This window comes from Cupriavidus gilardii, from assembly GCF_013314895.1.
GTDB lineage: Bacteria > Pseudomonadota > Gammaproteobacteria > Burkholderiales > Burkholderiaceae > Cupriavidus > Cupriavidus gilardii_C.
In genome coordinates, this window is record NZ_JABTYE010000023.1 from 1 (window position 1) to 13,382 (window position 13,382).

Genomic DNA, 13,382 nt, shown 5'->3' on the forward strand with positions numbered 1-13,382 from the left:
GAGCGGGAGCGGGTTTGGGCGGAGGCGGTCGCGGACGTGGCGGCGGGGCCGGCGCCACGGCGACCGGCTTGGGCGGCAGCAGGATCGCCTCGAGCGCCGGCGTGTCGACCGCGTCCAGCGGGATCAGCGGACCCGGCATCCGCACCAGCCCGATCAGCACCAGCGCATGGGCGATCAGTACGACGGCCAGCGCGACCGCCCAGCGCAGGCGGCGCGCACGTTTCGCATCAGGCGTGACCGGCGTTTCCGGTCGGCGGGGTCCCGCCAAGATATCCAAGCTCCGTCGAGATCCGTTGTGCAATCTCGCGCACTCGGCGGTCGATCGCTCCGCCCCATTCTGCATCGAATACGGTCTGGGCGCCCAGCACGATCAGCGCCATCGCGACGTGGCCGCTGGCATCGAACACCGGAAACGAGATCGCGTTGATGCCGGGCAGCACGCCGCCCAGCGTGCGGGCCGCGCCGTGCGCGCGCACGTCGGCGCACACTGCATCGTAGTCGGCCAGCGAGCGGGGCAGGTCCGGCAGGTTGTCGTCGCGGCGCTCGTTGAGCTCGCGCTCGATCAGTGGCAGCGTCTGCTGGCGCGGCAGATAGGCGCCGAACAGTCGCCCGGTGGCCGAATTGAGCATCGGCATCACGTCGCCCAGCCGCAGGCTGACGGTGACCGGATGGCTCGACTCCTCCCAATGCACCACGGTCGGGCCGTGGTTGCCCCAGACCGCGATGCCGACGGTCTGGTCGATGTCGTCGCGCAGCTGGGACAGGATCGGCCGCGCCTTCTTGACCGGATCGAGCCGGTTCAGCCCGGCCAAACCCAGTTGCAGCGCGAACGGCCCCAGGTCGTAGCGTCCGCTGACCGGATCCTGCGCCACCATGCCCAGCCGCTGGAAGCTGACCAGATAGCGGTGCGCCTTGGCCGGATTCATGTCGGCCGCGGCGGCCAGGTCGCGCAGCATCATCGCGCGCGGCGAGGCGGCCAGCGCCTTGAGCAGCTGGAAGCCCACTTCGATGGACTGGATGCCGGTGCGCAGCTTGGCGTCGTCTTCGTCGATTTCGGTCATGCGTCGAAACAGGGCGGGCAGGATTGGGGCACGGGCTCGGGCACGGACGGCCACGGACGGGCCGCGGACAGGCCACGCCGGTTGGCGGGCAAGCGCGGCAATATAGTTCGATTCCGGCACGTCGCGCTACGCCTCGATCCGTAAATTTACTATAGCGAAATCGATTTACCAGTTTTTAATCCGTCGCTAGACTGCGCAAAGCGTGCCTGACCGCGCTTTAAATCGCCGAGAGTGCCTGAAAGCGCCCGAAAACACCCGACAGCGCCGGTCCAGAAATCACGGCCGCACCACAACATCTCCCGGAGACCCGCATGCCAGCCCCGTTCGCCGCTGCGCGCACCGCGCGCCTTTCCCCGTCGAAGCTGCGTCGCCTGCTGAACGCCGCCATGCTCAGTGCCGCCGCGCTGGCGGCCATGGCCGCCGTCCTGCCGCGTCCGGCCGCCGCCCAGCCGGCCTGGCCCAGCCAGCCGGTCCGCTGGGTGGTGCCCTACCCCGCCGGCGGCGGCACCGACGTGGTGGCGCGCACGCTGGCCCAGGCAATCTCGCCCGCGCTGGGCAAGCAGGTGGTGATCGACAACCGTCCGGGCGCGGCGACGATCGTCGGCGCCGACACCGTCGCGCACAGCAAGCCGGACGGCTACACGATCCTGACGGCCGACACCGCGACGCTGGCGGCCAACCCGTCGCTGTACAAAAAGCTGCCGTACGACCCGGCCAGGGACTTCGTCCATGTCGGCATGATTGCCCGCTTTCCGCTGATCCTGGTCGCCAACCCGAACTTCCCCGCGCGCACGCTGAAGGAGGCCGTCGACTATGCGCGCCAGCACCCCGGCAAGGTCAACTTCGCCTCGCCCGGCGCCGGCAGCCCGCACCATCTGGCGATGGAACTGTTCATGGAGCAGACCGGCGTCAGGATGACCCACGTTCCGTACAAGGGCGCGGCCCCCGCCGTGCAGGACCTGCTGGCCGGCCAGGTCGACGTGATGTTTCTCGATCTGGCGGCAGGCCAGCAGAACGTGCTCGGCGGCAAGCTGCGCGCGCTCGGCAGCGCGACGCCGAAGCGGCTCGCCGCGCTGCCGCAGGTCCCCACGGTGGCCGAGGGCGGCGTCGCCGGCTTCGAGGCCTATGCCTGGCAGGGCGTGGTGGCCCCGGCCGGCACGCCGCAGCCGGTGGTGACCCGGCTGAACGCCGAACTGGTCAAGGCGCTGAAGCAGCCCGAGGTACAGAAGCGTTTCGAGGGCATCGGTGTCGAGCCGGTCTCCAGCACGCCCGACGAATTCGCGCACTACGCGCGCAGCGAGGCGGAGCGCTGGGGCAAACTGATCAAGGCCAAGGGCATCACGGTAGACTGACGCCCTCGCGGCGGCCGGCATGGCCGGCGCCGCTTCAGCCATCCCGGACGCCGGCGCGATGCCGGCGTCGTTCTTGATGCAGGAATCCCGATGAAACTGGCCACCCTGAAGGACGGCTCGCGCGACGGACAACTCGTGGTCGTGTCGCGCGATCTGAAGACCGCGCACTATGCCACCGACATCGCCGGCAAGCTGCAGACCGCGCTGGACGACTGGCACTTCCTGGCGCCCCAGCTGCAGGACCTGTACGACGCGCTGAACGCGGGCCGTGCCCGCCATCCGTTTGCGTTCGATCCGCGCCAGTGCATGGCGCCGCTGCCGCGCGCCTATCAATGGGCCGACGGCTCGGCCTACGTCAATCACGTCGAGCTGGTGCGCCGCGCACGGGGCGCCGAGATGCCGCCGGAGTTCTGGACCGATCCGCTGATGTACCAGGGCGGCTCCGACGAACTGCTCGGCCCCTGCGACGACATCGTCTGCGCCAGCGAGGCGTGGGGCATCGACTTCGAGGCCGAGGTCGCGGTGATCACTGGCGACGTGCGCATGGGCGCCACGCCCGAGCAGGCGGCCGAAGGCATCCGGCTGCTGGTGCTGGCCAACGACGTGTCGCTGCGCAATCTGATCCCCGCCGAACTGGCCAAGGGCTTCGGCTTCTTCCAGAGCAAGCCGGCCACGGCGTTCTCGCCGGTCGCGGTCACGCCCGACGAGCTCGGCGAGGCCTGGCGCGAGCGCAAGGTCCACCTGCCGCTGAACGTCTGGTGGAACAGCAAGAAGGTCGGCTCGCCCGACTGCGGCACCGACATGGTGTTCGACTTCGGCCAGCTGATCGCCCATATCTGCAAGACGCGCAATGTGCGGGCCGGCAGCATCGTCGGCTCGGGCACGATCTCCAACGTCGACCGCAGCAAGGGATACTGCTGCATCGCCGAGAAGCGCACGCTCGAGACGATCGAGAGCGGCGCGCCGGTGACGCCGTTCATGCAGTACGGCGACGCGGTCAAGATCGAGATGTTCGACGCGCAAGGCCGCTCGATCTTCGGCGCGATCGACCAGGTGGTGGCCGCGCCGGCCTGATCGGCGGCGCGCGGCGTTGCGCCTATAATTCTCCGACCGCCCGGTTGGGGAATTGACGCGGGCCCGACTCGGGCCCGCTCTCCTGCTGCCGGGTCCGGCGCGGCCGCTTGCCGTGCCTCCTTCCACCGCCAGGAGCTCCACCCGCGATGACAGCCACTCCAGCCGCCACCGGCACCGCCCCTTCCTCACGCTACGACCGCTATCAGGCGCTGACGCTGCGTCAGCACGGCCCGATCCTCGAGATCGTGATGGGCGCCCAGCAATCGGCCAACCGCAAGCTCGCTACCGCCGACGCCAACATGCACCGCGAACTGGCCGAGATCTGGCGCGACGTGTCGGCCGATCCGCAGATCCGCGTCGCGCTGATCCGCGGCGAGGGCAAGGGCTTCTCGGCCGGCGGCGATCTGGCGCTGGTCGAGGACATGGCCAACGATTTCGACACCCGCTCGCGCGTCTGGCACGAGGCGCGCGACCTGGTCTACAACGTGATCAACTGCGACAAGCCGGTGGTCTCGGCGATGCACGGCCCGGCGGTCGGCGCCGGGCTGGTGGCCGGGCTGCTGGCCGATATCTCGATCGCCGCGCGCAGCGCGCGCATCGTCGACGGCCATACGCGGCTCGGCGTCGCCGCCGGCGACCACGCCGCGATCGTCTGGCCGCTGCTGTGCGGCATGGCGAAGGCCAAGTACTATCTGATGCTGTGCGAGTCGGTCAGCGGCGAGGAAGCCGAGCGCATCGGCCTGGTCTCGCTGGCGGTCGACGAGAGCGAGCTGGTGGCCAAGGCCTTCGAGATCGCCAACCGGCTCGCCGAAGGTTCGGAAAGCGCGATCCGCTGGACCAAGTACGCGCTGAACAACTGGCTGCGCATGGCCGGGCCCGCCTTCGATACCTCGCTGGCGCTCGAGTTCATGGGCTTTGCCGGACCCGATGTCCGCGAGGGCGTGGCCAGCCTGCGCGAGAAACGGCCGCCGCGCTTCGGCGCATAAGCAGGCGCAAGCCGGCGCGAGCCAGCGCGAGCCAGCGCGAGCCAGTGCGCGCGGGATGCACTGGCAGCGCGCCAACCCAATGACGATGGCCCCACCGCGGAGCACAGACCATGTTTGGACAGATACCCGATTTCAACGACGGCTTCGAATTTCTGCGCAAGATGTGGGGCAACGCGGCGGGCATGCCGACGGGGCTGATGCCGGGCCTGCAGGCGATGACGCCGCCGATGGATCTGGACGAGGTCGACAAGCGCATCCATGACCTGAAGGCGGTCGAAAGCTGGCTGCAGCTCAACGCCAACCTGCTGCGCACCACCATTCAGGGGCTCGAGGTCCAGCGCGCGACGCTGGTCGCGCTGAAGACGGTCGGCGAGGCGCTGTCGCCGGAGGCGCTGCAAAGCGCGATGGAAAACGTCGCCCGGGCGGCCAACGCGCCAAGCGCGGCGCCGCCGCGGCGGCCTTCGGCACCGCCCCCGGCACAGCCTGCCGCCGGCGCGGAAGGCATCGATCCGAGCGATCTGGCCGACATGGCGGAGATGGAGGCCACGCCGGATCAGGATGACGACGACATCCCGGACCACGAACCCCCACCGGAACACGGCAAGCCAGGGAGCGGTCAGCAGGCCGGACCCTCGCAAGCGAAAGGCACAGGGACAGGGGCATCGGCACCGCCGCAGGCCAATCTGTGGTGGGACATGCTGCAGAAGCAGTTCAACCAGATTGCCAGCAGCGCCGCCGCGGCGAGCCTGGCCTCGCTGAACAACCTGGGCGCCTTCGGCGCAGGCCAGCCGGGAGCGGGTGCGGCGGCCCAGAGCAGCGGCTCGCCCGGAGCCACGAGCGCGAACGAAGCGGAACCGTCGGCGCAGTCCGACAAAACTGCCGCCCGGCCGACGGCCCGGGGCCGCACCAGGACGACGGCGAAGGCGGCAAGCGCCGGCAGCACGGCGGGCACCGCGAAGGACGGCAGCAGCGGCAGCAAGAACGGCGCCTCCAACGGCGCCTCCAACGGCGGGGCAAGGCCGGCCGGCAAGACCGCGAAGCCGGCACGCCGCGGCAAGGCGAATAACGGGCACTGACGCCGGAGCGCGCCTTGGCAGCGAGCAAGACCACCGCGGTGATCCTGATGGGCGGCGGCGCGCGCGCCGCCTACCAGGCCGGCGTCCTGCGCGGCATCGCGCGCCTGGCCGCCCGCCATGGCCTGGGCGGGCGCAATCCCTTCCAGATCGTCTGCGGCACCTCGGCCGGCGCGATCAACGGCGCCGGGCTGGCGATCGACGCCGGCGACTTCGATCGCGCCACCGAAACGCTGGCCGCGCTGTGGTCGAGCATCCATGCCGAGGACGTCTATCGCACCGACGTGCTGCGGGTCGGCATCTCGGGCGCCCGCTGGCTGTCGGCGCTGGCGGTCGGTTGGGCGCTGCAGCACGCGCCCCGCTCGCTGTTCGACAACAAGCCGCTGGACAGCCTGCTCAGCGAGCTGTTCGACCCCGAGCGCGTGCAAGGCAGCCTCGACGCCGGCCATCTGCAGGCGCTGGCCATCACCGCGCTGTCGTATTCGACCGGCCGGCACGTGACCTTCTACCAGTCTCACCGGCGCATCCAGCCCTGGCGCCGCAGCCAGCGCGTCGCGGTGGCGGCGCGCATCGGCGTCGACCATCTGCTGGCTTCGTCGTCGATCCCCTTCCTGTTCCCTGCCACCCCGCTGGAGCTGGACGGTCACCACGAGTGGTTCGGCGACGGCACCATGCGGCAGATGTCGCCGCTGTCGCCGGCCATCCATCTGGGCGCCTCCCGCATCCTGGCGATCGGCGCGGCCTCGCGTCAGCGCGCCGGCTGGTACGACACCGTGCCGGCAGGCGGCTATCCGTCGCTGGCGCAGGTCGGCGGCCAGGCGCTGGCCAGCATCTTCCTGGACGGGCTGTCGACCGATGTGGAGCGGCTGCAGCATATCAACACGCTGCTGGCGCGCATGCCGGAGGTCGCCAACGATCGGGAAGGCTGGCGGCCGGTGCAGGTGATGACGATCTCGCCAAGCGAGCCGATCGAGGCGCTGGCGATCGAACATGTCAAGCGGCTGCCGCGCACCGTGCGGGCGCTGCTGGCGCCGCTGGGCGGCACCGAAGCGAAAGGCGCGGCATTTGCTAGTTACCTGCTGTTCGAGCCCGAGTTCACGCAGGCGCTGATCGCCCTTGGCGAGCGCGACGCGGGGGCACAGGGCGACGAACTGGCCGCTTTCCTGTACGGCGTAATCCCCGGCACACCGGCCGCAAGCAGCGCGCCGGCGACCAGCGAGGCAGGCTCGCCGCCCGCCTCGGCGCTGGCCTGACGCGGTTTCAGTGGTTTTCACAATGCCGACAGCTGGCTGTGGCAGGCTGCGGCGGGTCCGCCCTGGCAAGCGGCATCGAACCGTTCGCGCCGCAACTTGCGGACGGCCTGCAAAAGGTCTATAGGAATGATTCGCATCTGGTAGAATCTGCCCGTAATTTCAAAGGCTTACCATGCTCTACCCCGAACTGTTCAAATCGCTGGAAGCGGTCCGATGGCATATGGACAAGGACATCCCCTGGGATTCCTTCGATGCCAGCCTGCTGACGGACGATCAGGCGAAAACCATCCGCATGAACGCGATCACCGAGTGGTCCGCCCTGCCGGCCACCGAGATGTTCCTGCGCGACAACCGCCACGACTCCGACTTTTCGGCGTTCATGAGCGTGTGGTTCTTTGAGGAGCAGAAGCATTCGCTGGTGCTGATGGAGTACCTGCGCCGCTTCCGCCCGGACATGGTCCCGACCGAGGAAGAACTGCACGCGGTGCGCTTCGAATTCGATCCGGCGCCCCCGCTCGAAACGCTGATGCTGCATTTCTGCGGCGAGATCCGCCTGAACCACTGGTACCGCCGTGCCGCCGAATGGCACACCGAACCGGTGATCAAGCATATCTACCGCACGCTGTCGCAGGACGAGGCTCGCCATGGCGGCGCCTATCTGCGCTACATGAAGAAGTATCTGAACCAGTTCGGCGACAACGCGCGCTCGGCCTTCGCCAAGATCGGCGTTCTGATGGCGTCGGCGCGCCGCACCGAGAAGCCGCTGCATCCGACCAATCTGCACGTCAACAAGGCGCTGTTCCCGAACGACACCGTGCAGTCGCGCCTGCCCGATCCGGACTGGCTCGAGCACTGGCTGGACAAGCAGATCCGCTTCGACGAAGGCTGGGAGAAGAAGGTCATCGAACGCATCCTGCACAACATGTCGCTGCTGTTCGAGCGCACCTTCGAGACCGTGCAGGACCTGAACCGCTATCGCAAGGAACTGAACGCGCGGCTGCAAGCCAACGGCGGCACCAACCCCGCCGAAGCCTGACGCCGGCGCCGTCCTTGCGATGACGCTCTCCTCCCCGGCCTTCGAGGCCAAGATCGCCTCGACCGACAATCCCCAGGCGCTGCAACGGCGCCTGGCGGCCTTGCCGCGCCCGATGGTGTTTACCAATGGCGTGTTCGACATCCTGCATCGCGGCCATGCCACCTATCTGGCGCAGGCGCGCCAGCTGGGCGCCTGCCTGGTGGTCGGCGTCAACAGCGACGCCTCGGTGCGGATGCTCGGCAAGGGCGACGATCGCCCGCTCAATGGCGAGGCCGACCGGATGGCGCTGCTGGCCGCGCTCGAATCGGTCGATCTGGTGCTGATGTTCGGCGAGAAGACGCCGGTCGAACTGATTCGCGTGGTCCGCCCGGACATCTACGTCAAGGGCGGCGACTACGAGATCGATACCCTGGAAGAAACCCGGCTGGTGCGCAGCTGGGGCGGCCAGGCCTACGCGATCCCCTTCCTGCACGACCGCTCGACCACCAAGCTGCTGCACAAGGTCCGGCAGGGTGCCTGAGCGATCGAGCAGTTGAGCGGCTGAGGCCGCGAGCCGGCTCACGGCCGTCGTGCTGTCGGCCAGCGCCCGCGCTTGTCCCACACCGAGCCCGCACCGAGCCCGCGCCCAGCCTGCGCTCAGTCCGCCCGCTGCTGCGCCGCCATCACCGACAGACCCAGCAACACCAGATTCTCGTGCCGCTCGAAGGGCAGCGTCAGCGCGCCGGCCAGCGCCTCGCGCGCGCCGCCGGACAGCAGGCAGCGGGCCGGACCGCGCTCGCTCAGCATGCGCCAGGCGCGTTCGATCGACCCGACCTGGGCCGCCAGGCAACCGGCGGCGATCGCATCGCGGGTGTTGTCGGCCCACGCCGTCGCGGCATGAGCTTCGCCAATCTCGACCGCGGGCAGTTGCGCGGTATTGCGCGCCAACGATCCCATCATCAGCGCCAGGCCGGGCAGGATCATGCCGCCGGCAAAACGCGAGCGCGCCGGCGTGCCGCCGCTGCCATGATGGCCGTCGGGTGCCAGCACCACGTCGATCGTGGTCGCGGTACCGGCCGTGACGATCAGCAGATTGCCGTCGGGCAGATGGTGCCGCGCGCCGATGCTGCCGACCCAGCGGTCGACGCCGAGCTGGCTCGGTTCGCGATAGCCGTTGTCGAGCGTGCCGTGCGACGCCGTGGCCCGCGCCCAGTGGACCGCCGGCGGACCGCCGAAGGCATCGGCCAGCAAGGCGTCGACCGCGGCGGCGATGATCGGGCCCGCCACATTGCTGATCCACACGCCGCGCGGGCCGCCATCGGCATCGGCCAGCGCGCGCCAGTCCTGGGCAAGGGCGGGCAGCGCTTCATGCCCGCAGGCGCCGCTGGCGCGCCAGGGCACCGGCAGCACGCCAGCGGGCGCGGCATCGCGCGACGCGGCCTCGCACCAGGCCCACTTCAAGCGGGTATTGCCGATATCGATCAGCAGCATGGCGCCGTCGGCATTGGCGTTGGCCTTGCCCTTCGCCCCGCCGTTCGCACTCATCGCACCCCCTCGTCCGCAGGCCGCAGCGACACTTCCCCGGAGGCGATCCGCTGCAGGCCGCTGGCGGTTTCCAGCAGCAGATGGCCCTCGTGGTCGACGCCGCGCGCCATGCCCTCGGCCTGCACCGCGCCGTCGTGCAACAGCCGCACCGGCTGGTCGCGATAGGCATCGCGCGCCGACCAGCGCCGCGCCATCGGCGCGAAGCCATCCGCGAGGAAGGCGCTACGCATCGCCGCCAGCCGATTCAGCACCGCGGCCAGCAGATCCGTCGGCCCATGCAGCGGATCGAATCCATCCATGCATTCGGTGACGCCGGCCAGCGAGCGGCCCAGCGCGGCCTCCATCGCGGCGTCGCGCACCAGGTTCAGGCCGATGCCGACCACCGCCCAGACACGCTGCGGACCCGCGGGCACCGATTCGATCAGGATGCCCGCCAGCTTGCGGCCGTCAATCTGCAGATCGTTCGGCCATTTGAGGTCGACCGCCTTGCCCAGCCGTGCGTCGAAGTCGTTCAGGGCCTCGGCCAGCGCCAGTCCGACGGCAAGGCTCAGTCCCGCCAACCGCGCGGGCGGAAGCGCCAGCGGCATCGCCACCGAGAACGTCATGCCCGCCTGGCCCTGCCAGGGCCGCCCCTGCCGTCCACGGCCGGCGGTCTGGCGGTAGGCGAGCCGCAGCATGCCGGCCGGCGGCATGTCGCCCTCAGCCCACGGCGCCCGGCGGCAGGCCTGGACCAGATCGGCGTTGGTCGAGCCGGTTTCCTCGACGAGTTCGCACTGCCATTGCCGCGCGTCGTCGACCAGCGCGGCCTGCAGGCGAACGGGATCGATGCGCCAGACGGGCGGCAGGGGCGACGACGCGGCGGAATGGGCCGAATCGGTGGGATCGGTCGAATCGGTCGATGAGGCGGTCATGCGGGCAGCAGAAGGCGGGAATCCGGTGGGGCCGAGGGATCTCGGGCCATGCGCATTGTAGCGGCGCGACTTTGGCGGCTGCTCTCGCGTGGCTTAAAATCGGCTTTCGCACCTTACATCGGTCAGCCATTGGAACGCTATACGAAGCCGGACATCGCTGTCACGCAACAGGACGGCACCGCCGCCGTGCAGTTGCAGGGGGACTGGACCGCGTTGTCGCTGGCGCAGGCGCGCTGCGCCCATGACCTGCGCCGGCAGTTGCAGGGACTCGTTCCCGATGCGGCGCGCTGGCAGCTGACCGGCATCGGCCGGCTCGACCATATCGGCGCGCAACTATTGTGGCAGGCCTGGGGCGAGCGCTTTCCGGCCCATCTCGAGGCCACCGACGGCCAGCGCCGCGCCTTCGAGCGGATCGCCGCGGTACGGCGGCTCGGCTGGAAAAAACGGATGGTCGACCGCTTCAACCCGGTCACGCTGCTCGGCGCATCGGTGCTGTCGCTGTTCTCGCAGCTCGGCAACGGCATCGCGATGCTGGGCCAGCTGTCGCTGGACCTGCTGCGCTTCGCCGCGGCGCCGCGGCGCGGGCCGTGGCGCGAGATCTCGGCGAATGTCTACAGCATCGGCTACAAGGCGCTGGGCATCACCGCGCTGGTCGGCTTTCTGATCGGCGTGGTGCTGGCCTATCTGCTGGCGAGCCAGCTGCGTACCTATGGCGCCAGCGTCTTCATCGTCAATATCCTCGGCATGTCGGTGATCCGCGAACTCGGTCCGGTGCTGGCCGCGATCCTGGTGGCCGGCCGCTCGGGCTCGGCGATCACCGCGCAGATCGGCGTGATGCGGGTCACCGAGGAGCTCGACGCGATGCGGGTGATGGGCATCTCGCACAGCTTCCGGCTGATCATGCCGCGCGCGATCGCACTGGCCGTGGCGATGCCGCTGCTGGTGGCCTGGACCGCGCTGCTGGCGCTGATCGGCGGCATGGTGGCCTCGAACGTCCAGCTGGGCCTGAGCCCGGTCTTCTTCCTGCGCGAGCTGCCCAATGCGGTGCCGGTCGCCAACCTGTGGCTGGGCCTGGGCAAGGGCGTAGCGTTCGGCATGCTGATCGCGCTGACGGCGTGCCACTTCGGGCTGCGCATCAAGCCCAATACGCAGAGCCTGGGCGAAGGGACCACCGCCTCGGTGGTCACCGCGATCACCGTGGTGATCGTCGCCGATGCGGTCTTCGCGATCCTGTTCAAGGATGTCGGCATATGACGGCGATCATCGGTACCCCCGCGGACACCGGCACCGGCACCGGGCAGCACGCCCGCACGCCGATCATCGAGGTGCGCGGGCTGGTCAAGCGCTTCGGCGACACCGTCGTGCACGACGGGCTGGACCTGGAGGTCTACCGCGACGAGGTGCTGTCGATCGTCGGCGGCTCGGGCACCGGCAAGACCGTGCTGCTGCGCCAGATCGTTGGCCTGGAGCGCCCCACCGCCGGCACCATCCGGCTGTTCGGCGAAGACCTCGCCGGCCTCGACCCGGCGCGGCTGCAATGGATGCGCAACCGCTGGGGCATGCAGTTCCAGCGCGGCGCGCTGTTCTCGTCGCTGTCGGTGATCGACAATATCGCGCTGCCGCTGCGTGAACTTCGCTGCCTGCCCGACAATCTGATCTGCGAAGCGTCGCTGCTCAAGCTCGAACTGGTCGGACTGTCGGCGCGCGACGCGGACAAGATGCCGGCCGATCTGTCCGGCGGCATGATCAAGCGCGTGGCGCTGGCCCGCGCGCTGGCACTGGAGCCGGAACTGGTGTTCCTGGACGAGCCCACCGCGGGCCTGGATCCGATGGCATCGGACGACTATGTCGCGCTGATCCGCGAACTGCGGCGCGAACTGAAGCTGACGGTGGTGATGGTCACGCACGATCTGGACACGCTGGTCGCGCTGTCCGACCGCGTCGCGGTGCTGGCCGACCGCAAGGTCCTGGCCGCGCTGCCGATCCCGCAGCTGGTGAGGATCGACCATCCCTTCATCCGCGAATATTTCCTCGGCGAACGCGGCCGGCGGGCGCTCAGCGCGCTGCCCGCCGGCGCCAACCCTGCATCGGACGTGGCGGCCATGGGCCGTCACGCTGGAGGTTCGTGATGGAAAACAAGTCGAACGCCTTTCTCGCCGGCGTCTTCACCATCGGCCTGGCCGTGCTGGTGCTGTTCGCGCTGTTCTGGTTCGGCACCGACCACACCGAACGCGTGCCCTACGACTTGGTCACGCGCTCGACCGTGACCGGGCTCGGCCCGCAGGCCGACGTCAAATACCGCGGCCTGACGGTGGGCCGGGTCGAATCGATCCGCTTCGATGCCTCCGTGCCGGGCCAGATCATCGTGCGCATCAGCGTCGACAAGGAGGCGCCGATCACGCGCACGACCTATGCCACACTGGGCCTGCAGGGCGTGACCGGCATCGCCTATGTGCAGCTGGACGATACCGCCGCGCAGGAAGGCAGCACCGCGCCGTCGCCGCCGCTGGAGACCTCGCCGCGCTCGGTCGCCCGCATCCAGATGCGGCCGGGCTTCTTCGAGGAGCTGGAGCGGCGCGGCGACTCGCTGCTGACGCAGGTCGAATCGCTGATGGCCTCGCTCAACGACATGTTCCAGGGCGAGAACCGGCGCGAGCTGATGACGACGATCCGTTCCATCAAGGAAGGCGTCGACGACTATGCGCGCGTCGCGCGTGCGCTCGAACCGGCCGCGCGACAACTGCCGCAGGTCACCGCGAATCTGAACGCGACGCTGAAGTCGACCCAGCAGCTAACCCGCGAGCTCGGCAGTCCCGACGGCACGCTGCTGCGCACCGTCGACGGCGTCGGTCAGCAGTTGCGGGCCGCAGCGGGCTCGGTCGAGCACGCGGCCAACAATCTGAACGACCAGACCCTGCCGCAGCTCAACGGCCTTGCGCGCGATGCGCGGCAGACGGTGCGCAGCCTGGACCGCGCCGCCGGCCAGTTCAACGAACGGCCGCAGAGCGTGCTGTTCGGCGGCTCGGCGACCCCGCCCGGTCCCGGCGAGGACGGCTTCAGCGCGCCATCGGCGGGGACCGCACCGTGAATCCAACCGTCCACCGTGAACCGA

13 protein-coding genes and 1 pseudogene are annotated in these 13,382 nt (G+C 69.5%); 10 read left to right on the forward strand and 4 right to left on the reverse strand.

Features of this window, described 5'->3' with window-relative positions; translation table 11 throughout:
- Nucleotides 1-268: pseudogene (locus HTY53_RS19860) on the reverse strand (DUF3108 domain-containing protein); the annotation flags it as partial.
- On the reverse strand, nt 228-1,061 hold the full coding sequence (locus HTY53_RS19865; protein WP_174108217.1) for an IclR family transcriptional regulator: 834 nt from the start codon (nt 1,059-1,061) through the stop codon (nt 228-230). The gene HTY53_RS19865 and the pseudogene HTY53_RS19860, both read right to left, overlap by 41 nt.
- A 386-nt stretch (nt 1,062-1,447) precedes the next feature.
- On the opposite strand from HTY53_RS19865, the gene HTY53_RS19870 reads away from it, so the two are divergent.
- The 7 genes from HTY53_RS19870 (at nt 1,448) to rfaE2 (ending at nt 8,355) form a co-directional block, all read left to right on the forward strand.
- Nucleotides 1,448-2,413 carry a tripartite tricarboxylate transporter substrate binding protein gene (locus HTY53_RS19870; RefSeq protein WP_174108334.1) on the forward strand — a complete coding sequence of 322 codons (966 nt, stop codon included), beginning with the start codon at nt 1,448-1,450 and terminating at the stop codon, nt 2,411-2,413.
- A gap of 90 nt (nt 2,414-2,503) precedes the next feature.
- A complete protein-coding gene (locus HTY53_RS19875) occupies nt 2,504-3,487 on the forward strand; it encodes a fumarylacetoacetate hydrolase family protein (RefSeq protein WP_174108219.1) in 984 nt (327 codons plus the stop codon).
- Nucleotides 3,488-3,633: 146 nt separating this feature from the next.
- A complete protein-coding gene (locus HTY53_RS19880; RefSeq protein ID WP_174108221.1) occupies nt 3,634-4,473 on the forward strand; it encodes an enoyl-CoA hydratase/isomerase family protein in 840 nt (279 codons plus the stop codon).
- Nucleotides 4,474-4,583: 110 nt separating this feature from the next.
- Nucleotides 4,584-5,549: a PhaM family polyhydroxyalkanoate granule multifunctional regulatory protein gene (locus tag HTY53_RS19885; protein WP_174108223.1), complete on the forward strand. Its 966-nt coding sequence runs from the start codon at nt 4,584-4,586 to the stop codon at nt 5,547-5,549.
- Between the two features lie 47 nt (nt 5,550-5,596).
- Nucleotides 5,597-6,799, forward strand: coding sequence for a patatin-like phospholipase family protein (locus HTY53_RS19890; RefSeq protein ID WP_174108336.1), 1,203 nt, complete (start codon nt 5,597-5,599; stop codon nt 6,797-6,799).
- A gap of 172 nt (nt 6,800-6,971) precedes the next feature.
- Entirely contained in the window at nt 6,972-7,835 is an 864-nt protein-coding gene (locus HTY53_RS19895) for an acyl-ACP desaturase (protein ID WP_174108225.1), read from the forward strand.
- A 19-nt stretch (nt 7,836-7,854) separates the two neighbouring features.
- Nucleotides 7,855-8,355, forward strand: coding sequence for a D-glycero-beta-D-manno-heptose 1-phosphate adenylyltransferase (rfaE2, locus tag HTY53_RS19900; protein WP_174108227.1), 501 nt, complete (start codon nt 7,855-7,857; stop codon nt 8,353-8,355).
- Between the two features lie 116 nt (nt 8,356-8,471).
- Here rfaE2 and HTY53_RS19905 read toward each other — a convergent pair whose 3' ends face one another.
- Both HTY53_RS19905 and HTY53_RS19910 read right to left on the reverse strand, forming a co-directional pair.
- Nucleotides 8,472-9,359, reverse strand: a complete 888-nt coding sequence (locus tag HTY53_RS19905) for a type III pantothenate kinase (protein WP_254600035.1) — start codon at nt 9,357-9,359, stop codon at nt 8,472-8,474.
- Nucleotides 9,356-10,270, reverse strand: coding sequence for a biotin--[acetyl-CoA-carboxylase] ligase (locus tag HTY53_RS19910; protein WP_174108229.1), 915 nt, complete (start codon nt 10,268-10,270; stop codon nt 9,356-9,358). Before HTY53_RS19910 ends, HTY53_RS19905 begins: the two co-directional genes overlap by 4 nt.
- 129 nt (nt 10,271-10,399) lie before the next feature.
- Here HTY53_RS19910 and HTY53_RS19915 point away from each other — a divergent pair, with 129 nt between their 5' ends.
- Genes HTY53_RS19915 through HTY53_RS19925 form a run of 3 tightly spaced genes read left to right on the forward strand, consistent with a single transcriptional unit; the run spans nt 10,400 to nt 13,358 of the window.
- Nucleotides 10,400-11,524 (forward strand): MlaE family ABC transporter permease, encoded by a 1,125-nt coding sequence (locus tag HTY53_RS19915; RefSeq protein ID WP_174108230.1) that lies wholly within the window; start codon nt 10,400-10,402, stop codon nt 11,522-11,524.
- Nucleotides 11,521-12,399, forward strand: coding sequence for an ABC transporter ATP-binding protein (locus HTY53_RS19920; protein ID WP_174108232.1), 879 nt, complete (start codon nt 11,521-11,523; stop codon nt 12,397-12,399). Before HTY53_RS19915 ends, HTY53_RS19920 begins: the two co-directional genes overlap by 4 nt.
- Nucleotides 12,399-13,358, forward strand: a complete 960-nt coding sequence (locus tag HTY53_RS19925; RefSeq protein ID WP_174108234.1) for an MlaD family protein — start codon at nt 12,399-12,401, stop codon at nt 13,356-13,358. Before HTY53_RS19920 ends, HTY53_RS19925 begins: the two co-directional genes overlap by 1 nt.
- The last annotated feature ends 24 nt before the right edge of the window (nt 13,359-13,382 follow it).

What these genes read in the sequence shown, in the direction of transcription:
- HTY53_RS19920 (WP_174108232.1), top strand. Translation starts at nt 11,521, where the DNA reads ATGACGGCGATCATCGGTACCCCCGCGGACACCGGCACCGGCACCGGG.
- HTY53_RS19910 (WP_174108229.1), bottom strand. Translation starts at nt 10,270, where the DNA reads ATGACCGCCTCATCGACCGATTCGACCGATCCCACCGATTCGGCCCAT.
- HTY53_RS19890 (WP_174108336.1), top strand. Translation starts at nt 5,597, where the DNA reads ATGGGCGGCGGCGCGCGCGCCGCCTACCAGGCCGGCGTCCTGCGCGGC.
- rfaE2 (WP_174108227.1), top strand. Translation starts at nt 7,855, where the DNA reads ATGACGCTCTCCTCCCCGGCCTTCGAGGCCAAGATCGCCTCGACCGAC.
- HTY53_RS19870 (WP_174108334.1), top strand. Translation starts at nt 1,448, where the DNA reads ATGCTCAGTGCCGCCGCGCTGGCGGCCATGGCCGCCGTCCTGCCGCGT.
- HTY53_RS19875 (WP_174108219.1), top strand. Translation starts at nt 2,504, where the DNA reads ATGAAACTGGCCACCCTGAAGGACGGCTCGCGCGACGGACAACTCGTG.
- HTY53_RS19905 (WP_254600035.1), bottom strand. Translation starts at nt 9,359, where the DNA reads ATGAGTGCGAACGGCGGGGCGAAGGGCAAGGCCAACGCCAATGCCGAC.
- HTY53_RS19885 (WP_174108223.1), top strand. Translation starts at nt 4,584, where the DNA reads ATGTTTGGACAGATACCCGATTTCAACGACGGCTTCGAATTTCTGCGC.
- HTY53_RS19925 (WP_174108234.1), top strand. Translation starts at nt 12,399, where the DNA reads ATGGAAAACAAGTCGAACGCCTTTCTCGCCGGCGTCTTCACCATCGGC.
- HTY53_RS19895 (WP_174108225.1), top strand. Translation starts at nt 6,972, where the DNA reads ATGCTCTACCCCGAACTGTTCAAATCGCTGGAAGCGGTCCGATGGCAT.
- HTY53_RS19880 (WP_174108221.1), top strand. Translation starts at nt 3,634, where the DNA reads ATGACAGCCACTCCAGCCGCCACCGGCACCGCCCCTTCCTCACGCTAC.
- HTY53_RS19865 (WP_174108217.1), bottom strand. Translation starts at nt 1,061, where the DNA reads ATGACCGAAATCGACGAAGACGACGCCAAGCTGCGCACCGGCATCCAG.